Consider the following 22451-nt stretch of genomic DNA (forward strand, 5'->3'; position numbering starts at 1 on the left):
TGCTCCGAACTTAAATAATATGACCATAAAACTTAAAGTAGCTAAAGCAACTTTCATATTGATCTGCGCAAGCATAGCCGGGCACAGCCTTGGATTTTTCAAGGAAATCATGATTGCGAACTATTTCGGGGTTTCAAGGCTGATAGACTCCTATTACGTCGCCCTGACTATCCCAAACATCATAAACAACATACTTCTTGCGCCATTTGCGGTTATATTCATCCCGATTTTTATTAAATACAGGATTAAAAATAAAATAGAGGCTGATGAAATCGCCAGTGTTTTTATAAACTACCTGATGGTATTTCTTTTGCTGTTCACGGTGATCCTGTTCTATTTCGCACCGCATATAATCAAACTGTTTTTTGGCTCACTGGAACCTGAAAGGTCGTTTCTTGCGATTAAGATACTGCGTGTTTTATGCATAATGGTTATTTTTACAGGGGTAACAAAGGTTGCCACAGGCATACTTAATGCGCTTGAATCATTTGCCTTACCGGCTTTTTCCCAGATGCTTATAACGCTAAGCACTATAACCTTTATAGTATTTTTCTATAATCGCTTTGGGATATTTGTTCTGCCTCTCGGCCTGGCTACAGGCCTTGCACTATGGTCATTTGCCTTAATAGCGCAATTAAAATATAAGGGCTACAACCACAGCTTTAAATTTAACACGCAAAGCCCTGCAATAAAAGAGATGCTTAATTTTTCTGCGCTTTTTGTTGTGCTCTCAGTTTTGTCGCAGGTGGGTGTGCTTATAAACAGGATTATAGCATCCTACCTTCCGTCCGGAAGCATAGCAGCCATAGAATACGCAAACAAGATCATGCAGGTCCCGTTGATAATCTTTTCAGGTTCGATTTCCACAGCCGTTTACCCGTTTTTTTCTCTGCAGATAGCTGAAGACAAAATAGAAGCTTTAAAAGACACCTTTGCGTCAAGCATAAAAACTTCCGCGCTCATCTTTATCCCGATGGCTATAGTCATAATCATATTTTCAAAGGGCATAATCCAGGTAGTTTTTGAAAGGGGCGCATTCGATGCAGCCGCAACTGTTCTTACTTCAAAGATACTCATATTATTTGCGTTTCAGCTTTTTGCTTATTATATCGTGGCGATAATGATGAAGCTCTTTTTTGCCTTGCAGGACTTTAAAAGCATCCTTTATGTGAATTTGATAAATATCCCTGTCTTGATAGCTTTAAACCTTCTTTTTATAAGGATAATTAACCCGCCTGCGGCCGGGATAGCTCTTGCTACGTCTGTAGGGTTTTTCATAAACAGCATAATTTGTTTTATTTTCTTAAAAAAACGTCTGGTAAACGTTCACGGAGCCTCGATTTTTATGGCACTTTTAAAAATAGGCGCTATATCTGTAATATCGGGAATTTTAATGCATTTGATCTACAATTGGCTAGGAAGCAAAATGGTTTTAACTTTGATAAACAGGCTCATCGCCATGGGCTCGGCTTTTTTGGCCGGATCAGTGTTTTTTATTGTTGCAGCATTTGCCATTAAACTTGAAGAGATGAGAAAAATATACAATCTTGGTATGAATAAATTAAAAGGGGAAATATAATTCAGAGTTATTAGTTTTTAGTAAAAAGTAAATACTCCGAACTATGAACTCTGAACTTTATTTACTGGAGTTTTGATATGTGCGGTATAGCAGGGATCTATAATTTGAATGATAAACCTGTAAGGGAAACCGTGCTTAGGTCCATGACGGACATCCTTGAGCACCGCGGGCCGGATGATTCCGGCACCTACATTAACTACAATATAGGCCTTGGTATGCGCAGGCTTTCCATTATAGACCTTAAAACAGGCCACCAGCCTATACACAATGAAGACAATTCCTTATGGATAGTTTTTAACGGCGAGATATATAATTATCTTGACCTGCACAAAGACCTGGAGAAAAAGCATAATTTTTCAACGAAAAGCGACACCGAGGTAATACTTCACCTGTATGAAGATTTCGGGCCTGATTGCCTGAAGTACTTGAGAGGGATGTTTGCTTTTGCCATCTGGGACGACAAAAAGAAAGAGCTCTTTATAGCACGAGACAGGATAGGTAAAAAACCGCTTTACTATTCAACTATTGCCGGCAGTTTCTGTTTTGCTTCGGAAATGAAGTCATTCCTTATGATCCCTGAATTCAAGAAGGATATTAATTACAAAGCTATACATTATTATCTAAATTACCAGTATATACCCGGGCCTATGACCATCTGGAATAATGTTTACAGGCTTGACCCGGCAAGCTACATGGTCGTTAACAGTGAAGGGAAAAAAGCCGTAGAAAAATACTGGCAGGTTGATTTGCGGGAAAAGACAAAGTTATCCTTTGACGAATCCAAGGAAAAGCTTAAGGAAATACTGACCGAATCCGTAAAAATGAGGATGATCTCCGATGTACCTTTGGGAGTTTTTCTTTCAGGAGGCCACGATTCATCGATAATAGTGGGCTTGATGAGCCGGCTGTCGAATAAACAGGTCAAGACCTTTACCATAGGTTTTGAAGAAAAAGATTTTTCCGAAGCAGAGTATGCCAGGATAGTGGCAAAACATTTCAATACGGAACACCATGAATTTATAGTTAAACCCGATTATCTCGATATACTCCATAAAATAGTGTGGCATTACGACCAGCCGTATGCCGACCCGTCGGCCCTGCCGAGCTATTATGTCGCAAAATTGACAAGGCAGCGCGTAAAAGTAGCGTTGAACGGCGACGGCGGGGACGAAAATTTTGCAGGTTATCTTCGTTATAAGGCTTTGAAAGTGTCTCAATATATATCACCGCTGTTTAAAATCCTGCCAAAGGATATGGTTGACCTGGTGCTATCAAAGATACCTCCTAATGAAAGCATTGATGCAAAAGGTTTGAACCGTTACATACACAGGTTCATTAAACCGCTGCGGGAGCCTGCTAAAACAAGAAATGTCGTATGGCATTCATATTTCACGAACGAACAGAAAGATTACATTTATTCCGACTGGATGAAAAGTATTAATTCCGAGAACTCTTATCTATACCTTGAAAACAGGTTCGAAGAAGCCGGGACCAAAGACATAATAGATTCCAGCCTCTACGCGGACCTGAACGAATATCTTCCTGAAAACCTGCTTATCAAGATGGATATCGCTAGCATGGCAAATTCTCTTGAAGCCAGGTCACCGTTCCTTGATCATAAATGCATTGAATTTGCCGCAACTCTGCCTTCAAGCTGGAAGCTCAGGTGTTTTAACAGTAAATATATACTAAAAGAAACATTTAAGGATTTTTTGCCGGAAGTGATACTTAAAAGAGGAAAGCAGGGTTTCGGCACACCTTTGGGTAAATGGTTCAGGAATGAACTCAAAGATTACCTGCTACAGACCATATTGAGCGAAAAAGCGATAAAACGCGGGTATTTCAATGAAACTAATCTAAGAAAATTTGTTAAGGAGCATATTGAGGGGCGTGCAGACTACGGCTATTGCCTCTGGGCCCTTCTGATGCTCGAACTGTGGCATATTGTTTTTATTGATTATCCCGGGACAAAACCTTCATAAAGTATTTTACTTTAGGTAAAAGCATTTTTTTGGAGAAATAATGAAATTATCAGTAATCATTCCGTGCTATAATGAAAAAGATACGATATTAAAGATGCTCGATAAAATAAACGGCCTGTCTTTACCTGTTGAAAAAGAGGTCCTGGTCGTAGATGACGGGTCAAAAGACGGCACTGCAGAACTTTTAAAGGATTACCTCAAGACAGCGGTAAAGAATGAAAAAGTGATCTTTCACAGCAAGAACGCCGGAAAAGGAAGAGCAATAAGGACAGCAGCGGAGACAGCAGGCGGGGATTATTTAATAATCCAGGATGCAGACTTCGAGCTTGATCCTGACGATTATACAAGCCTTCTTAAACCTGTTCTGGAAGGCAGGGCAAAAGTGGTTTTTGGCTCAAGAAAATTAAAAGGGTTTTCAAAGATCGGTTTCTTAAGCAGGCTTGCCAATTACATTTTCACGAAGCTTACGAACTTTTTATATGGTTCCAGCCTTACCGACCAGGCCTGCGGGTATAAACTTGTCCCTGTTCCTTTATTCAGGGAATTAGGGCTTAAATGTACAGGTTTTGAATTCTGTGCAGAGTTAACAGCAAAGATACTCCAGAGAAAATACGATATCTGTGAGGTCCCTGTCGAATACTATCCGCGTACCTATTCCCAGGGAAAGAAGATCAAATGGAAAGACGGATTCGTTATTATCTGGACTTTATTAAAATACAAGATCGGTCATTTCCTGTAAAAACTTAAAAGTAAATGTAATATTTTAAAATGAGCCCAACCATGAGCAAAAAACATTATGCCGCACTTTTTACGATACTTGTGCTTTCGCTTGTTTTGAATTTGACAGGGATAAAGTGGGGTATCCCTTCTAACAAAAACATAGATCTGATAATGGAAACACAGGGCAGGACGGGTGATTTCTACAGGCTCATGAAATCTACCAGAGACGAAGTTTATAAATATTCCGAAGGAAGCCCGATAGGCCGTTATAAAGAAGCAGGCATGAATTACAGTTCTCCCTTGTACAGGAGCCTGAATGTCCCGCATGATAAAAACCTGCTCATCCCCCAGGCGGATAACTTTAAAGCGAATATCATGAGGCCTTTCTTCCTGCGCTCCTTCTCCGGTGATGAGCAGATGACAATAGCTGCGCTCGGCACTATGCATCCTAAGTCCCTTGATTTTAATCCGAGGTTATTCCAGTACGGCGGGGTGTACATTTACGGCATGGGCGCATCTTTAGCTCTTGCGCATATAGCCCGTTTAGTAACCATAAATCCTGACATTACGTTTTATTTTAAGAACCCGGATGAAATGGGAAAGATATTCGCCTTCTCTAGGTCTTTAAATGCATTGTTCGTTTTATTGACCGTGATAGTGCTATTCCTTATTTCAATAAAATATTATAATTTAAACGTAGCAATATCTGCGGCGCTGTTGTATATCTTAAACCCATCCGTGATATTTCAGGCGCATATATTGAAGCCGTATATTCTTGCCGCTTTGTTCTCAAGTTTAACAATTTACTATTCATTATGCATATTGAATGACAACTCAAAGCCTGTATATTACTGGCTCTCAGGCTTATTTACAGGCCTGACAATAGGGACCCTTGTCCCGTACGGGATTATAATCGCAGCGCCTATATTTGCACATTTCCTGAGCGCAAGAAAATTTAACAGGAATTTGATCATTTTAATCATATTTCCTTTTATAGTCTTACTGCTTACGAACCCATATTGGGTACTGAAATTTAAAGATGTATGCTGGGAATTACTGTCGACAAGGAACGTCTATTCAAAAAAAATATTTACAATTGGTTTTCTTGAGCTCTTAATACACAGGCTTCCCTGGGGTTTTTCTTACAGCATCTATATTGCAGGTCTAGCCGGAATGGTGTATGCAGCCTTCTCAAAGAAAAAAGAAAATGTGCTGTTGTTAATGACTGCTTTAACGGCACTCATAGTATTTTTGTATCTTGTGCAAAATCAAGGTGTAGCTATGCACAACTCAAGGTTTTTTCTGCAGTTTGCCCTGGTTTCGGCTCTTTTAGGCGCTATTTTTATAGATTACTTATCCAGGGTAAAATATTTAAAGTTTTTCTCTCATGTTATATTAACGGCAGTGATACTGTTCTCATTGCCTTATTCGATGCTTTACCTGAAGAATTTTTATTTAGATACGACTTCAAAATGTACCAGAGCCCAAGCCGGCAGCTGGATAAAAGACAATATACCGGCCGGTTCTATAATAGGGTTACATGACCTGCCCCAGCCTGCTTTCACTCCGTTTTTCAAGTTCAACGATTATAAGCTGTTACTGATAAACAACATCAATGATAAAGAGGTTCTGATGGATTATTTTGTGGCAAAAAACCCGAGAGAGGTCCTGGATAACGAATACTTCAGGAATAACTACGAACTGGTGAAAAGTTTTGAAACTGCAGATAACATATTCGGTTTTAAAGTTACAATAATACAGTCAAGCGTTAACTCAACTTTCGGCATTTATAAAAGGATAAGGTAAATAATGGGAATTTCTGTATTGATGCCGGTTTATAACGAGGAAAACTATATTGAAGAAATAGTAAAAAGGGTCACAGCCCAGAGCAATATAGACGAGGTAGTCATTGTCAATGACGGATCTACGGACTCTACAAGAGATAAATTAGGAAGGCTTTCAAACAGCAAAATACGCGTAATAAACCTTGAAAAGAACGGGGGTAAAGGCCTTGCTGTAAGAGAAGGTTTAAAATATGTTAAAGGTGATATTCTGATAATTCAGGATGCAGACCTTGAATACAACCCGGGCGAGTATCCCGCGCTGCTGGAGCCTTTTAAAGACCCTCGAGTCGAAGTCGTTTACGGGTCACGGGTCAGAAAGCAAATAGGGGAATATTCCTATATAACCTTTTTTTTCGGCGGTCTGCTTTTGACTGCTATAACCGATATTCTATATCTTACTTTTTTAACCGATGAGCCTACAGGCTATAAAGTCTTTAAGACAGAGGTTTTAAGAAACCTGAGCCTTGAAAGCAAAGGGTTTGAGTTTTGTCCGGAAGTAACAGCAAAGCTGCTGCGCAAAGGCATCAAAATAGTCGAAGTGCCGGTATCGTACAGCCCGCGCAATTTTTCTCAAGGCAAGAAAATAAGGCCTAAAGACGGGTTTATAGCTATCTGGACGCTTTTAAAGTACCGTTTTATCAAATAGCATAATCAGCAAAAAAGCACCATGGAAAAGAAACAAATTATTTTTATTTTTTTATTTTCTTTAACTATATACCTGCTTTATACCGGGTTATTTTGCGGTTTCAAATGGTTTATGTTCGGAGACGCCACGGAATACGAACGGTATGCTGTGAATTTATTGAGCGGGAAAGGCTATGTTTATGATATCGGGGGCATAGAGTCCTATGCCCGGAGACCTCCTTTATACCCGTTTTTGCTGGCTTTTATTTATTATGTTTTCGGCCATTCTTTTGTAGTAGTCAAAATCGTTCAAGCGGTACTTGCGTCTGTAACCAATGTGATAACATATTCGATCCTGTTAAAATTTACAGGTAATAAGGCAACTGCCTTTATTTCCGGATTGTTTTCAAGTATTTACTTTGCTTATATTTACGGTGTGTATATGCACCTGGCGGACGGCTTATTTACGTTTCTGCTTGTCTTGTCTGTATATCTGCTTATCATAAGCAATGAAGATAAAATGCCCGGATATTTATTGTCAGGAATAGTGCTGGGGCTTGCAACCTTGACCCGCCCGACGACTTTAATACTGCCTGTCATATTACTGCCCTGGTTCATTTTTAAATACAAAAACAAAGCTGTAAAAATATTTTCAGCCTATCTGGTAGGCTTTGTTTGCTTAATAGCTCCCTGGACCATAAGGAATTATCTCGTGTATAATGCGTTTATACCGGTGCAAACCCGCAGCGGAGAAAACTTCTGGGCATCTAACAATCCCTGGTCAAAAGGGAGGTGCAACCAGCAACATAATGATATCGAGAATATCAAGGACCTGAGCGAACTGGAAAAAGACAAACGGATGACCAAATGGGCTGTTGACTATTTAAAAGGATTAAGTACTGTTCAATTTTGTAAACTATATTTTCTTAAAGCGGCGAGTTTTGTTTATCCGTTTATGTGCGAATACAGTTTTAAATATGACCCGACCTTCGGAATGATTATTCCGTTCTGGTTTTACGGGATGTACCTTACGATAAAAAGCAAAGACCTCCAGGGATGGCTTTTTCTGCTTATCTTGTTAACTTTTTTTATGTTTACTTTAATATACTACGGCGGAGAGATACGTTTTAGGATGGCCTATTCTCCGTATATTATTATGCTGAGCTCAATAGGCATAGCGAATTTCACCAGAGTCCTAGGAAACATGCGGGTATCAGCAGCTGTTTATCTTTTATGGCTTGTGATAAATATCTGGGCATTTTTTTATTACCAATATTTGTATATGATAGCGAATTATTTTCTCGTGGCAATCCGGGGTTCGTAGACGGGAATCTGAATAATTCTAAAATAAATAATAAAAGGGAGAATGTAATGAAAATACCGATGGTAGACTTGAAAGTCAGCTATGAAAGTATGAAGGCAGACATAGATAATGCAGTCAAAACTGTCCTTGACAAAACTAACTTCATTTTAGGGGAAGAAGTAGGTAAATTTGAAGAAGAATTTGCAAAGTATTGCGGGTCAAAATACGCCGTCGGAGTGGCAAACGGGACTGATGCCATAAAGATATCTTTATTGGCGTGCGGGTTAGAAAAGGAAGACGAAGTAATTACTACTCCGTTTACTTTTATAGCTACTTCTGAAGCTATAATCCAATCCGGGTGCAAGCCTGTTTTTGCAGATATAAGACTGGATGATTATAACCTGGACCCGGTCGAAATAGAAAAGAAACTTACAAAGAAAACAAAAGCTGTCATTCCTGTACACTTATACGGGCACCCGTGCGATATGAAAAAGATAATGGAAATAGCAAAAAAGAATAATCTTATTGTAATCGAAGATTGTGCCCAGGCGTTCAGCGCAAAATATGAAGATAAGTTTACAGGTACGATAGGCAACGCCGGAAGCTTCAGCTTCTTCCCAGCTAAAAACCTCGGCTGTTTCGGCGACGGAGGGATGGTAATTACCAACGACCAAAATGTATATAAGAACGCAAGAGCTTTAAGGAACCACGGCTCGCATATAAAATATTATTCCGAGATGGACGGGTTTAATTCAAGGCTTGACACTCTGCAGGCAGCTATTCTTTCAGTAAAATTAAAGCAAATGGATAAGTGGACAAAAATGAGAAATGACGTGGCGGGAAAATATGCGAAAGCCTTGAAGGATGTCACTGCCGTTCCTAAAGTCCTTGCTAACTGCTATCATTCGTTTAACTATTATAATATCATGTTTGCATCCAAACAGATAAGAGACCAGGTGCAAAAATATCTTGTTGATAACGGAGTAGCCTGCCAGATATATTACCCGGTAGCTCTTCACCTGCAGACTGTGTACAAAGACATGGGTTACAAATTAGGGGATTTCCCGCTTACTGAAAAAGCGCAGGATACCACCTTAAGCCTTCCCATGTACCCTGAATTAAATGATGAACAGATAAAATATATTACTGAAAAAGTGAAAGAAGCTGTAGGATAAGCCACGTCCGCTGCGAGTTTAGACGCGGCATAAAAATAAATGGTTCTGGTAGTTGACAAGCTGTTGGTTTTGTGTTATAAATGTATTGCCGATGAAAATAAGAGATATAATAAAATTAATAGAAGCAGATGGATGGTATATCGTTAAAACAAAAGGCAGCCACAGGCAATATAAGCATTCCCGAAAATCAGGGAGAGTAACCATTGCAGGCCATCCAAAAGACGATTTGGCAAATGGAACATTAAACAGCGTTTTAAAACAGGCTCAGCTTAAAAAATAACGGAGGTGTTATGCATCGCTTTCTTATAGTAATTGAAAAAACGAAAAAAAATTATTCCGCATATTCTCCCGATTTACCAGGGTGTGTTGCTACTGGAAAGACAAAAGAAACAGTTGAAAAGAATATGTATTCTGCAATTAAAATGCATATTGATGGTTTACTGGAAGATAATAAGGCAATTCCTACCTCAAAGTCAATAGCTGAATTTATTGCAGTATAATGCTGGTAGCAAAATGAGAATAATAAATGCAATCTTCTGCATTAAACCCTCACCCGTTCACATTCCATTGTTTTTAAATTAATACTGCATACACATTTATACGGTCAAGCAACATTGGCCAACTCAATAATCCGAAAGGGATTGCGGTAGACACATCAGGAAATGTTTATATTGCAGATAGTGGTAATAACTGTGCATCTTCAGCGCCCGCTTTTTAACGGTAAAAAATAGCAAAATCGTTAATGATTTTATATAATATCTAAAACTACCAGGCAGTGTTAAAAGTTGTATGATAGGTGAAGTTAAAAAGCATTGATATTTTAGTAGATAAATTTTCATAGCGGGGGAAGGAAGGTAATTTCTGAAGTTAAAGGCATAAGTAAAAAAAATACTCAGATTCTTGACATTACGTAAAATCGTAAAGAGAGGGCTCTATGTTTATCTGGAGCGGTAAAAAAGTCTTAGTTACAGGCGGGGCAGGATTCATAGGTTCGCATGTGGTCGAAATGCTTGTCAAAAGGGGCGCCAGAGTACTCGTCGTAGATAATCTAGAGAACGGCAGTATGGACAACCTTAAGTCCGTTAAAGATGAAATAGTGTTCAAGGATTTTGACCTCAACGACCTGGATGTATGTGTTGATATATCAAAAGGTATCGATGTAGTAATGAACATAGCTGCAAAGGTCGCTGGCATAGAATATAATAAGAACAATCAAGGTGAGATGTATTTTGACAATGTAAGGATAAATTCTAACATGCTTGAAGCTTCCAGGATCAACAAGGTAGAACGCACGCTCATGGTTTCAAGCGCCTGTGTTTATACAAGGCACTGCAAAATACCTACACCGGAAAGTGAAGGTTACAGGTATATCCCTGAATTTACGAACGAAGGCTACGGCTGGTCTAAGAGAGTCGCTGAATGGCAGTCTATGGCTTATGCAAAAGAATATGGCATGAAAATAGCTATCGCAAGGCCGTACAATGCTTACGGTCCCAGAGACCATTTTGACCCGGATAAATCTCATGTGATAGCAGCCCTAATAAAAAGGATATTCGACAATGAAGACCCCTTAAATGTCTGGGGTGATGGGGAACAGGCAAGGGCTTTTATTTATGTAGATGATTTTGCAAGAGGCTTAATAGAACTTACAGAAAAATACGCTGTGGCCGACCCTGTAAATATCGGCACTGATAATGAGATTAAGATAAAAGACCTGGTAAGTTTAATAGTAAAACTCTCCGGTAGAACCCCAAAGATACAGTTCGACACAACCAAACCCTCAGGCCAGCCCAGAAGGAACTCCGATAATACCAATGCCAAACAAAAGATAGGTTTTGAAGCCATGGTAAAACTTGAAGATGGCCTAAAACGGACAATTGACTGGTACAAGAAAGCTAATAAGATAGTATAGATGATGTAACTCGCGGGCACATTTTGACAATAAACTTCCATTTTGATAGACTTTTTAACACAGAACAAGATAGGAGATTTTATGGGAAAAGATAAGGCTAAGAAGACAAATGAAAATGAACCGGTGACAAAGAAAGAGTTTAACGAAAGGCTTGATAAGGTTGACAACAGGTTTGATAAAAATGGAATAGCGCTTCAAAACCTTGCAAAAGCTGTGCTTAGCAATACCGAAGATATTAGAATTATAAAAGAAACAATGGTAACAAAACATGACCATAAGCGCGTAATAGATACCCTTGATATTATAGTAAAAAAAATGGAAGACTTTGAAAATAAGGGGATTATTAATACCCACCGGATAAACGAGATTGAACCAAAAATTGACAACCACGAAAAGCGAATAACGACTTTAGAGACGGTTATTCAAAAATAAGTAAGTAAAGCCTGAAACCTGGAACAATGAAGTGAAACTTTTTGAAAGAATTGCTATGAGGTTTATATGATAAAAAACAAACAAAAACAAATGAAAATGACCGGTAACAAAGAAAGAGTTTAACAATAGGCTTGATAAGGTTGACCATGGTAACTAAAGACGATATCCGTCAAATCGTAACTACTATTGATAGCTTTCTTAAAATAAATGAAGACTACGGCAATAAAGCTATTTCAAACACTCACCGCATAGTAGAATTAGAAACGAAAACCTCAGGCCTTGACCATCGTGTAGCCAGATTAGAATCAAACCCTAATAAAGAATCAATAAATCTGCAAAAATGGGAGCAAACAGCTGGCGGAGAAATTATATCGTATTATCAAACAACGTTGTCCTAATTGACAATACTGTGATATTCGGTTATAATAATGACAGATAAATGTCATTATATTTACCTGGGAGCTTCTTATGAATTATGTTCAATTCACTAAATTCAGAAACCATTCAAAAGAGTATTTTGATGGAGTTCAGCATGGAAATGCATATGTTGTTATAAGAAAAGGTAAGCCTATAGCCCAGGTGTTACCGTTTGATGTAAATGTTACAGGCTGGAAGAGAAAAATAAATAAAGTAGGTCTTAAAAAAGATGTAAATGCGCTTGATTATGTATTAAAAGAGAGAAATGAGAAATGATATTTTATTTTGATACGTCCGCGCTAATTAAAAAATACATAAAAGAACATGGCAGTGAAGTTGTGGACAGCATCCTGGAAAAAGCCGATATAGTTTACGTGTCAAAAATAACGAAAATTGAATGTATTTCTGTAATAAAGAGGTTATTGCACGACAGGGCGATCAATAAAGCAGATTATAAGTATCTTAAAAAAGAAATATTTACGGATTTCAATTATTTTTCAGTAATAGAGTTTAATGAAGCTGTTGAGTCAAAAGCAATGATTTTGATAGATAAGTATCAAATAAAATTATTAGATTCCATACAATTAGCATCTTTATTGGTAATGAAAGATAAAATAAATGAGTTTGTTGCTTGCGACATAAAACTGATAGAATATGCTAAAAAAGAAAATGTAACAGTTAATAATCCCTTATTGCCTAAAAAATAAGGCGCAGCAACAAAGAATTCAGGGAAGGAAAAACCATCGCAGTAAAATCATTATCCGAGTTGCGTAAATAATGAAGCTAAGCAAAGTTTATATAGCTTCAGATTTTAAGAAGTCGTATAATCTCTTACCGAGCAATGTGCAAACGCTTGTGGATAAGAGAGATCTTTGGTTTAAAGAAAACCCGCATGATGCCCGCTTGAAAACGCACTATATGAAAACCAACTTTACCAATAAACCAATTAGAACTCAACTATTTCCAGTTTTATTGTTTTTATTTGCTGTTTTTTTCTTTCATTTAATTCAATTACAAGCAGCAAATAAACCGAACAATGATATTAGTAAATTAACCATAGACAATACTGGGATAGTAGGCAGCTGGTCATTTAACGAGGAATCAGGGAGTATAGCACATGATTCTGTAGGGAACAGTAACGGCACAATTTATGGCGCTTCATGGGTCAACGGCAAAAAAGATGGAGCGCTAAGTTTTGACGGGGTTAATGATTATATTGATCTAGGTGCACCGGCAGTCTTAGACCTACCGGGTGATCTTACGCTTGAATCGTTTTGTAAACCAATTTTGAGTGGCTTATGGGCACATCCACCATTTACTGTAAAATTCGCAAGCCCTTATGATAGAAACTATGACGGGTATATCTGTAGGGATGGCTCTGGAGCGTTTGGGTATTATAGCTCCGGGCATCAAGGTGTTAACTTACCTTCAGGAACTTTTAAAGACAATGTGTGGCAGCATATGGCCATGGTATACTCATGGGATGGGAGCATTGCAACCATTTCTTTCTATATCGATGGCCTCTTAAAAACCCAGGCAACAACTAGCGCTCAACGGCTCACCAATGCCGCTACAAAAGTGTCAATAGGTAGTGAGGGTATCCCTGGATTCTATTTTTTTAACGGTGTTATTGATGAAGTGAACATCTATAATAGGGCGCTCTCGGCACAAGAAATATTAGATCGTTATAACTTGTTAAATACTATTCCTGTTCTTTCCTATACAGGGGAAACACACTATACTAATTCTTTTGTTTATCCTGAAGTAGGTAAAACATCCACAACTTATACTTTCCGTGTCAATTATACTCATATCGGAAGTTCTGCGCCTGCGGCAAATTATCCGCTGTTACGTATATACAAAGGTGGAACGGAACTCTCAAACAGCCCCTTTGCAATGAAAGCCTCCGAAATCACCGACCTTAATTACGCCGACGGCAAGATTTATGCATCGACCGTAACTTTGAAAAGCGCAGCCAGTAATTATACCTATAAGATTTCAGCGTATGATGTCAGCGGTACCTCGGCAACCGAGGTAACCGGCTCCGGGCCGGTGGTAGAAACTTTGTTAATGACAGGAAATCTTATAGGCAAAGTAACTAAATCAGACGGGACAACAGCGGTTTCAGGAGCACTTGTAGAAGCATTGCAAGCCGGTGTTGTCAGGTCAAATGCCACAACCGGCGCAAACGGTAATTATTCAATAGTAATTGAAACAGGAACCTATGATGTAAAAGCTTCTTTAACAGGTTATTATTCACATACGACAACAGGGTATAATATAGGAATTGGTTCAACAGTTACGGTAAATTTTGCCTTACCTGTAGTTATCCAGTCTCAAACAGGGACACCCACCATAACAACAGTAGCTGGAAATGGAACCCAGGGTTATTCAGGAGACAGCGGCATTGCTGCTTCAGCTCAACTTTATTATCCTTGTGAAGTAGCGGTTGATGCTTCAGGAAATGTTTATATCTCTGACTTTAGTAATTTCCGAATAAGAAAAGTAGACACTTCAGGGTTAATGTCAACTTTTGCAGGAAACGGAACAGCCGGTTATTCGGGTGACGGAGGCCCTGCAACTGCTGCTCAAATTAATTATTCCGCAGGAATAGCGGTTGACGCTTCAGGGAATGTTTATATCGCTGACACTAATAATTACCGAATAAGGAAGGTAAACGCTTCAGGCATAATATCAACATTTGCAGGAACAGGAACTTCAGGTTTTTCAGGAGATGGAGGGTTAGCTGCTTCAGCTCAACTCAATACTCCAAATGGAGTAGCGGTTGATGCTTCAGGGAATGTTTATATCGCTGACAATACCCGCGTTAGAAAAGTAAACACTTCGGGCATAATATCAACAATTGCAGGAAATGGGAGTGTCGGTTATTCAGGTGACGGAGGCCCGGCAACTTTGGCTCAAATTAACCATTCTTATGGAGTAGCGGTTGATGCTTCAGGGAATGTTTATATTGCTGACTCTAATGTTGGTGATTCTAATTATAACCGAATAAGGAAAGTAAACGCTTCAGGCATAATATCAACTTTTGCAGGAAACGGAACTTTAGGTTATTCAGGAGACGGAGGATTAGCCGCTTCAGCTAACCTTTCCGGAGCTGATGGAGTAGCGGTTGATGCTTCAGGAAACGTTTATATCGCTGACAACTGGAATAATCGAATAAGGAAAGTAAACACTTTAGGTATAATATCAACTTTTGCGGGAAACGGGGTTCAAGGTTACTCCGGAGACAGCGGCAGCGCTACTTCAGCTAAACTTAATTATCCCGATGGGGTAACTGTTGATACTTCAGGGAATGTTTATATCGCTGACCAATATAATAACCGGATAAGAAAAGTTTATTTTGTACAGAAAGGGATTATTTCCGGTAAACTAACAAAAGCAGATAGAACGACAGCGATTTCAGGAGCACTTGTAGAAATATTAAAATCTAATGTCGTTAGATCAACAGCGACAAGTGATGCAAGCGGAAATTATTCAATTACAATAGGAACAGGTACTTATGATGTAAAAGCAACTCTATCAGGATATCAATCGCAGACTAAAACTGATTATAGTGTGTCGAATGGTTCAACTATAACAGTAAATTTTTCTTTAACTCAGATCTCTCAAGCAAAAAAAGGGATTATTTCAGGTAAAGTTACAAAATCAGACGGAACAACAGCGGTTTCAGTAGTACTTGTAGAAGCATTGCAATCCGGTATAACAAAGTCAAGTATTATGACGGATAATAGCGGTAATTATTCAATAACAATAGGAACAGGTGCTTATGACGTAAAAGCATCTGCAACAGGATATTTATCCCAGACAAAAACCGGGTATAATGTGACAGCAGGCTCCACAAATACAGTTAGTTTTTCGCTTGTTGATCTTTCAGCAGCTAAATATGGTGTTATTTCAGGTAAAGTAAACAAATCAGACGGGACAACAGCGATTTCCGGTATAGTAGTGGAAGTATTAAAGTCCGGCATAGCAAAATCAAATGCTACAACAGATATAAGCGGTAATTATTCAATAACAATCGGGACAGGAACCTATGATGTAAAAGCATCTGCAACAGGATATTTATCCCAGACAAAAACCGGGTATAATGTGACAGCAGGCTCCACAAATACAGTTAGTTTTTCGCTTGTTGATCTTTCAGCAACTAAATCCGGCGTTATTTCAGGGAAAGTAACTAAAACGAATGGTACAACAGCAATTTCAGGAGCTGCAGTAGAAGTGTTAAAGTCCGGTGTGTTAAAATCAAATGCAACAACAGATATAAGCGGTAATTACTTGATTACTATTGAAACGGGAACCTATGATGTCAGAACATCATTATCAGGATATCAGGCGCAGTTGAAAACCGGGTATACCGTAACCAACGGTTCCACTGTAACGATTAATTTCTCTTTAACAGAAGTTTCTGTATCCCAGACAGGCACGCTTTCCTGTACAATAACTACATCGACCGGTACAGCTATCGTAAATGCATTAATAAAGATCTATCAGGGGAGCACTCTGGTGAGCGAAGAATATTCTGATTCTTTGGGCAAATACAGTTTTTCTCTTGGTGCAGGGAGTTACGATATAACTGTTTCAAAAACAGGGTATCAAACAGCAACGCAGAAAGGAGTTTCTGTTAGTGCAGGCATGACCTCAAGTGCCAGCTTTTCGCTTGCTCAATCAGTTGTTGCCCAGACAGGCACTCTTTCATGCAATGTCCAGTGTAACGGAGTAGTAGAAAATGCAGTGATAAGAATTACTCAGAACAACAATTTAATAGACATGGAACAGACGGATTCCCTGGGGGTATACAGTTTTTCTTTAGCAGTGGGAGCATATGATATCAATGTTTCTAAAACCGGTTATCAAACGTCGACGCAGACAGGGGTTGTTGTAAGCTACAATCAGACGACCAATGTTTATATATCACTTCTTCAGTCAACTCAGGCTAAACCTCAAGCAGATAAACAAACTACGCTTGGGAATAACTTGTTCAGCCCCAGCTCCGGCGGTACCTGTAAGATAGGGTTTAATGTACCGCAGTCAGGCGGTATAACAATTAAGATATGTGACCTTAAAGGCAGGCAGGTAAGAAGTGCGTTTGACAATACAAGCTATACAGCAGGCAGTTACCAGTGGAACTGGGACGGCAAGGATGACAGCGGGAAGCCGGTTCCGCCTGGCATGTATATACTTTATTTCAAATACCCCGGCGGCACTGAAACAAGGAAGATAGGGATAAAATAATCAGACTGCAGACGACAGACATCAGACAAAAGACCAGAGACTACAGAAAAGAGACAACTGAACTATGATGAATATAAAAAAACGGAATTTAATAATTATATTTATGTTTTGTATTTTGTTTATGCAAAGTAAATCTTTTGCAGACCAGTCTGGCGGGATATTTCTTGAACTGCCGGTATCAGCAAGGGCAGGGGGCATGGCTGACTGTTTTACAGCGCTCAGTGATGACCCGTTTGGTGTCTATTACAACCCTGCAGGTATATCATTTATAAAATACCCAACAGCTTCTTTTCTGTACCAGAACTATCTACAGGATATATCTGGAAACCAGGCTGCAATAACTATCCCGGGAAAGAAAATATCTTTTACCGTTTCTCCAGCTATAATAGGTATGAAAGAAGAGCCTATCTATGATTCGTTCGGCAATGATACCGGTAGGAAATTCAAGTATCAGGGGACTATAATTCCTTTTTCAGCTGCATACAAAATTAATAACCTATCATTCGGCGGCACGGCGAAATATTACAAAGAAGAGATAGACGATTATTCACAAAACGTTGTAACGTATGATGCAGGGCTGATCTATAAATTACGCAGTTTAAGTTTCGGTGTTTCAGGTCTCAACCTTATGGGAAAGCTTGGCAATTACGACCTGCCCCAGACTTTAAGGTACGGCCTGGCATGTTCTTACAGGAACATAAACCTTTTATTTGATTATGTTTCGCAGACCAAGATACAGAAAGATAATTATGCAGTAGGTGGTGAGATGCCTGTATCTGATTTTCTATTTATAAGGCTCGGGTATAAGTTAAACGACGAGTTTGCCGGTTTAAGTTACGGTTTAGGGTTTAAGATGGGGGATTTTGATATAGATTATGCGGCATCAAGCTACAGCGACCTTGGTACGACCCAGAGAGCATCCTTGAGCTATTCTTTCGGAAGACAAAAAGAAAAAGCTCCTGTAGAAGTTAAAGAAGGGCCTGCTAAGCCTGTCATAAAACTAGCCAGGGGCATAAATATAGCTGTTTCCGAGTTTATAGCTAAGAACACTTCTGCGGCCGATGCATCTATAGTAACGGACTTTATAAGGACCGAGCTTGTTTCCTGCGGCGAGTTCAATATACTTGAAAGGGCAAATATGGAGATGATCCTTGCAGAACAGAAATTTCAAATATCCGGATGCACGAACCAGGAATGCGCTGTTAAGATGGGGAAGATACTTAACGTAAAAGTCGTTCTTATAGGTTCCTTATCAAAACTTTTGGAAACTTATTATATTACGGTTTCGTTAGTAGACGTTGAAACAGGAAAGATATTGCAATCCGTAGACCAAAAAGCTATGACCGCAGATGAGTTAAAACAAGCCTGTAAGCAAATCGTTGATAAAATCAAATAGGGCCATCTATTATTTATTTATACGCCGCCTACCTTTTTTCTTTTATTATTACCTGCTTTTAATTACAAGTCAATTGATAAAAAATGCAATATTTTATATAATGTTTTTAAAATTATTTTATAAGGAAACAATATGTATAAAAACAAAAAAATCGGTTTAGTTATCCCTGCAAGGAACGAGCAAAAGCTTATTAAACCCACTTTGGAAAGAGTACCCAAGGACATAATAGATAAGGTCTATGTTATTAATGATGGGAGCACGGATGATACCAGTGAGTCTGTAAATGAAATCACAAATAAGGATAAAAGGATAATCCTTCTTGTAAATGACAAAAATATCGGGCCGGGCGGAGCTATCATACGCGGTTACAAAGAGGCGGTAAAAGACGGGATGGAGATAGTGGTAGTAATAGGCGGGGATAACCAGATGCCTATAGAAGAAGTCAGGAGTTTTCTTGACCCGATAATCGACGAAGGCTATGACTATACGAAAGGGAACAGGTTTTTGGTAGAGGAAAATGTTTTTGAAGACATGCCTTTGATAAGGCAGTTCGGCAACTCCGTTATCTCTCTTTTAACCAAGGTAGCTTCGGGATATTATAAGATATTTGATTTTGTGGAAGGCTATACTGCGATAACAAAAAGAGCCATAGACACCATAAACTGGAACAAAGCCTGGCCGAAATACGGGTATCCCATGGACTTTCTTATAAGGCTTAATTGCTACGGCTTCAGGGTAAAGGATATTCCCAGAAAAGCGATCTATCTGCCCGGAGAGAGGCAGTCCCAGATAAAAGGTTTCACTTATGCCCTTAAGGTCTCTCCCATGCTCCTAAGGGGGTTTATCTGGAGGCTCACAAAAAAATATATTTTTAGGGATTTTCATCCTTTGATATTCTGTTATTTCGGCGGTTTTCTATTTACAGCATCAGGGCTTCTCTGGGGGCTTCATCTTATAAATAAACAGGTTGTTGGTTTGGGTGTATCCGGGCCTCAAGCCATGCTTTGCGCTCTACTTATTATTGTAGGACTGCAAAGCTTATTATTCGGAATGTTGTTTGATATGATGGAAAGCGACAGATGACCTTAACTATAAGAAAGATCGTTGTTTTTGCTTTAATACTAAGGTTAGCCTTTGTTTTTATAACTCATTTTAAAGCTCAGGTCACTGATGACGCAAAAGGATATGATACGCTAGCGGTGAACCTGGTAGAAAACGGAGAATTTGCCTTTGAAAAAGGTGCCCCTACCGCAAGAAGAACGCCTGTTTATCCGCTCGTACTTGCCCTGGTCTATTCTATTTTCGGCCATTCTATAATAACAGTTAAGATACTTCAATCCTTAATATCTGCTTTAACATGTTTTTTAGTTTATCTAACGGCAAAAAAAATCTTTTCAGAAACTACAGCGCTTTATTCCGCTTTAATTACATCGGTATACCCTTTTTTCATTTATTACTGCGGTTTTCTTTTAGTTGAAACCCTGTTTACCTTCGTCCTTGCACTTTTAATATATTATTCTATAAGGTCCTTAAAAGAAAAAAAACTTGCTTTGTTCGTAACTGCCGGGATTTTATCAGGGACAGCGGTACTTACGAGACCTACAGCTTATCTGCTTGTTGCGTTCGTCTTTGTTTATTTTATCTGGTTTTTCAGTAAGGATTCAAAAACATTAAAAAATATCACATATATGATCCTGGCATTTTTCATAGTGATACTTCCCTGGGGCATCAGGAACAGGATAACGCTCGGAAATTACAATTTTACGCAATCAGGCGGGATGGCTAATATCACGGCTTCCCTGATGGCCATAGAAAAGATAGAGAACGGGCAGGATCCCAGAGACCTTTTTACCCAGAAAGAATGGCAGGACGGCTTAAGACAATATGGATACGACGATAAACACTATTATGGAGTATTCAAGGAGCTTTTTATTTCTAAACCGCGTTTGTTCTTTAAACATGCTGTCATAAAATTTTGCAGGTTGTGGAGGCCGTATCCGATGTTATCAAAAATAAATGTTTCCTGGTCGCCTTCAAACGTGGTAGTTATAGCAGGTTTTGCTTTGTATGATATCGTGGCGGTCTTTGCGTTAATAGGTTTGTACCTGAACAGGAAGAGATTAAACGATATCGCTTTTCTATTGATCCCGGTGATAGCTTTTTCCTTAGTCCATATGGTCTTTAGTTCTGAGCCGAGATTCAACAGGCCGGTAATGCCGTTCGTTATAATACTGGCGGCCTATTCCCTAGCTGCGTTATTAAAAAAGGAAGTAAATGAACATACTATTAATTAACCCTCCCTGGCGTTATTTGTACGGAAATTATAAGCCTGCGGCCAAGGAAGGCGTCAACATGCCGCCTATAGGCCTTATGTATATCGCATCTTATCTTATCAAGAATCGGTACCCCGGCGTATATATTCTTGATACCGAGGTCTCCGGGTACAGCATTGACAAAGTAAAAGAATACAAGCCTGATGTTATAGGCCTAACTTCGGTTTCTCCGAATTTTGAATCTGCCTGCAATATCGCAAACGAAATAAAGAAGCACCTTGATGTGCCTGTAGTCCTTGGCGGTGTCCATGCTACGGTAGATACTATGAATGCGATGAAGCAATGCACGAGTTTTGACGCAGCGGTTTTCGGCGAAGGCGAGGAAACAGCTAAGGAACTTATAGAAGTTATAGATAGGAAGTCGGAGTACCAGGACATCAAAGGCCTATCGTTCAGAAGGGGCCATGAAGTTTTTAAAAGCGCGTACAGGCCTCCGATCGAAAACCTTGATGAGCTTCCGTTCCCTGCCAGGCACCTTATAGACAACACCAAATACACTTTCAGCGTCACTAAGGAGGGGATAATCCCTTTGACCATGATGTGCACGTCAAGAGGATGCCCTTATGAATGCGTGTTTTGTGCAAGTAAGACCATCTGGGGCAAAAAAACCCGTTTCAGGAGTGCAGAAAACGTAGTAAAAGAGATTGAAGAAGTCATAAAGCTCGGTATTAAATACATAGCTTTCAGCGACGACACGTTCACTTTGAACAGGAACCGCGTCATCGAAATATGTAATGCAATTATTTCAAAGAACCTGAAAATCAAATGGCAGATGATGACAAGGGCGAACCTTTTCGATGAAGAGCTCCTGGAGCTGATGAAAAAAGCCGGGCTTGTACGGATGTCCGTAGGCATAGAAAGCGGTGACCCTGAAATACTTAAAAAAATAAAAAAAGGGGTTACCCTGGAGGATATTACTAACGCGTATCGGATAGCCGATAAAGTGGGCATAGAGACACGGGGGTCCATAATGCTCGGCCACCCGTATGAAACAAGAGAATCAGCGATGCGTACCTTAAGGTTTGTCAGGGGTTTGAGCGACTGTAAACAATTATATGTAAATGTATCTACCCCGTACCCCGGGACAGAACTCCTTGAAATGGCAAGGCGCGGCGAGGGAGGCATAAAACTTTTAACCGATGACTTGTCGCAGTACAGGCGCTACGGCAATGCCGTTGTAGACGTAAATGACCTTAAAAGAAAAGACCTGATAGGCCTTCAAAAGCTAGGTTTCTGGATGTTCTATATGACCCCTGCAAGGATAGTATATAACATATTCCGTGCAGGGATAGTCGCAGGCCTGCGTAATGCGATAGCTTTTGTGAGAAGCCTAATAAGTTAGGTCGCCAAAGCGACCTAACTTAAATGCAAAATGAGGCTGTTGCCGAACTCCTAAGGTGTCATTGCGAGGAGTCCGAAGGACGACGTGGCAATCTATATGTTGACGATAAATTATTTTTGAGATTGCTTCGCTAACGCTC

Annotated in this window: 20 protein-coding genes; all 20 read left to right on the plus strand. The window is 39.4% G+C overall.

Annotation, left to right across the window (positions count from 1 at the left end; all coding sequences use genetic code 11):
- The first annotated feature begins 19 nt into the window (after nucleotides 1-19).
- The 20 genes from murJ to LHV68_02870 all read left to right on the plus strand — a co-directional run bounded on the left by murJ (nucleotide 20) and on the right by LHV68_02870 (nucleotide 22312).
- Nucleotides 20-1579, plus strand: a complete 1560-nt coding sequence (murJ, locus tag LHV68_02775; protein MCB4790789.1) for a murein biosynthesis integral membrane protein MurJ — start codon at nucleotides 20-22, stop codon at nucleotides 1577-1579.
- A gap of 77 nt (nucleotides 1580-1656) precedes the next feature.
- Nucleotides 1657-3561: an asparagine synthase (glutamine-hydrolyzing) gene (gene asnB, locus LHV68_02780; GenBank protein MCB4790790.1), complete on the plus strand. Its 1905-nt coding sequence runs from the start codon at nucleotides 1657-1659 to the stop codon at nucleotides 3559-3561.
- Between the two features lie 40 nt (nucleotides 3562-3601).
- The gene (locus LHV68_02785) at nucleotides 3602-4300 is read left to right on the plus strand and encodes a glycosyltransferase family 2 protein (protein MCB4790791.1); all 699 of its coding nucleotides are present in this window, start codon (nucleotides 3602-3604) and stop codon (nucleotides 4298-4300) included.
- Between the two features lie 41 nt (nucleotides 4301-4341).
- Nucleotides 4342-6087, plus strand: a complete 1746-nt coding sequence (locus tag LHV68_02790; protein MCB4790792.1) for a glycosyltransferase family 39 protein — start codon at nucleotides 4342-4344, stop codon at nucleotides 6085-6087.
- A 3-nt stretch (nucleotides 6088-6090) separates the two neighbouring features.
- Nucleotides 6091-6771 carry a glycosyltransferase family 2 protein gene (locus LHV68_02795; GenBank protein ID MCB4790793.1) on the plus strand — a complete coding sequence of 227 codons (681 nt, stop codon included), beginning with the start codon at nucleotides 6091-6093 and terminating at the stop codon, nucleotides 6769-6771.
- A gap of 21 nt (nucleotides 6772-6792) precedes the next feature.
- The gene (locus LHV68_02800) at nucleotides 6793-8073 is read left to right on the plus strand and encodes a glycosyltransferase family 39 protein (protein ID MCB4790794.1); all 1281 of its coding nucleotides are present in this window, start codon (nucleotides 6793-6795) and stop codon (nucleotides 8071-8073) included.
- Nucleotides 8074-8120: 47 nt separating this feature from the next.
- Nucleotides 8121-9227 (plus strand): DegT/DnrJ/EryC1/StrS family aminotransferase, encoded by a 1107-nt coding sequence (locus tag LHV68_02805; GenBank protein MCB4790795.1) that lies wholly within the window; start codon nucleotides 8121-8123, stop codon nucleotides 9225-9227.
- Between the two features lie 91 nt (nucleotides 9228-9318).
- Entirely contained in the window at nucleotides 9319-9507 is a 189-nt protein-coding gene (locus tag LHV68_02810; protein ID MCB4790796.1) for a type II toxin-antitoxin system HicA family toxin, read from the plus strand.
- Nucleotides 9508-9517: 10 nt separating this feature from the next.
- Nucleotides 9518-9727 (plus strand): type II toxin-antitoxin system HicB family antitoxin, encoded by a 210-nt coding sequence (locus LHV68_02815; GenBank protein ID MCB4790797.1) that lies wholly within the window; start codon nucleotides 9518-9520, stop codon nucleotides 9725-9727.
- Nucleotides 9728-9840: 113 nt separating this feature from the next.
- Nucleotides 9841-9945, plus strand: coding sequence for an SBBP repeat-containing protein (locus LHV68_02820; GenBank protein ID MCB4790798.1), 105 nt, complete (start codon nucleotides 9841-9843; stop codon nucleotides 9943-9945).
- A 216-nt stretch (nucleotides 9946-10161) separates the two neighbouring features.
- Nucleotides 10162-11139, plus strand: a complete 978-nt coding sequence (locus LHV68_02825; protein MCB4790799.1) for an SDR family NAD(P)-dependent oxidoreductase — start codon at nucleotides 10162-10164, stop codon at nucleotides 11137-11139.
- A gap of 81 nt (nucleotides 11140-11220) precedes the next feature.
- The gene (locus LHV68_02830; GenBank protein MCB4790800.1) at nucleotides 11221-11571 is read left to right on the plus strand and encodes a hypothetical protein; all 351 of its coding nucleotides are present in this window, start codon (nucleotides 11221-11223) and stop codon (nucleotides 11569-11571) included.
- Between the two features lie 146 nt (nucleotides 11572-11717).
- Nucleotides 11718-11969, plus strand: coding sequence for a hypothetical protein (locus LHV68_02835; protein MCB4790801.1), 252 nt, complete (start codon nucleotides 11718-11720; stop codon nucleotides 11967-11969).
- 70 nt (nucleotides 11970-12039) lie between these two features.
- Nucleotides 12040-12264: a type II toxin-antitoxin system Phd/YefM family antitoxin gene (locus LHV68_02840; protein ID MCB4790802.1), complete on the plus strand. Its 225-nt coding sequence runs from the start codon at nucleotides 12040-12042 to the stop codon at nucleotides 12262-12264.
- Entirely contained in the window at nucleotides 12261-12695 is a 435-nt protein-coding gene (locus LHV68_02845) for a type II toxin-antitoxin system VapC family toxin (GenBank protein ID MCB4790803.1), read from the plus strand. Before LHV68_02840 ends, LHV68_02845 begins: the two co-directional genes overlap by 4 nt.
- A gap of 70 nt (nucleotides 12696-12765) precedes the next feature.
- Complete coding sequence (locus tag LHV68_02850) at nucleotides 12766-17241, plus strand: carboxypeptidase regulatory-like domain-containing protein (protein ID MCB4790804.1); 4476 nt, start codon at nucleotides 12766-12768, stop codon at nucleotides 17239-17241.
- 121 nt (nucleotides 17242-17362) lie between these two features.
- Nucleotides 17363-18637 (plus strand): PorV/PorQ family protein, encoded by a 1275-nt coding sequence (locus tag LHV68_02855; protein MCB4790805.1) that lies wholly within the window; start codon nucleotides 17363-17365, stop codon nucleotides 18635-18637.
- Between the two features lie 132 nt (nucleotides 18638-18769).
- Nucleotides 18770-19720 carry a glycosyltransferase family 2 protein gene (locus LHV68_02860; GenBank protein MCB4790806.1) on the plus strand — a complete coding sequence of 317 codons (951 nt, stop codon included), beginning with the start codon at nucleotides 18770-18772 and terminating at the stop codon, nucleotides 19718-19720.
- Nucleotides 19717-20931, plus strand: coding sequence for a glycosyltransferase family 39 protein (locus LHV68_02865; protein ID MCB4790807.1), 1215 nt, complete (start codon nucleotides 19717-19719; stop codon nucleotides 20929-20931). The genes LHV68_02860 and LHV68_02865 overlap by 4 nt, the downstream gene beginning before the upstream one ends.
- Entirely contained in the window at nucleotides 20912-22312 is a 1401-nt protein-coding gene (locus LHV68_02870; GenBank protein MCB4790808.1) for a B12-binding domain-containing radical SAM protein, read from the plus strand. Before LHV68_02865 ends, LHV68_02870 begins: the two co-directional genes overlap by 20 nt.
- Nucleotides 22313-22451 lie beyond the last annotated feature (139 nt).

The sequence above is a fragment of the Candidatus Liberimonas magnetica genome (genome assembly GCA_020523885.1).
Classification (GTDB): domain Bacteria; phylum Elusimicrobiota; class Endomicrobiia; order Endomicrobiales; family JAFGIL01; genus Liberimonas; species Liberimonas magnetica.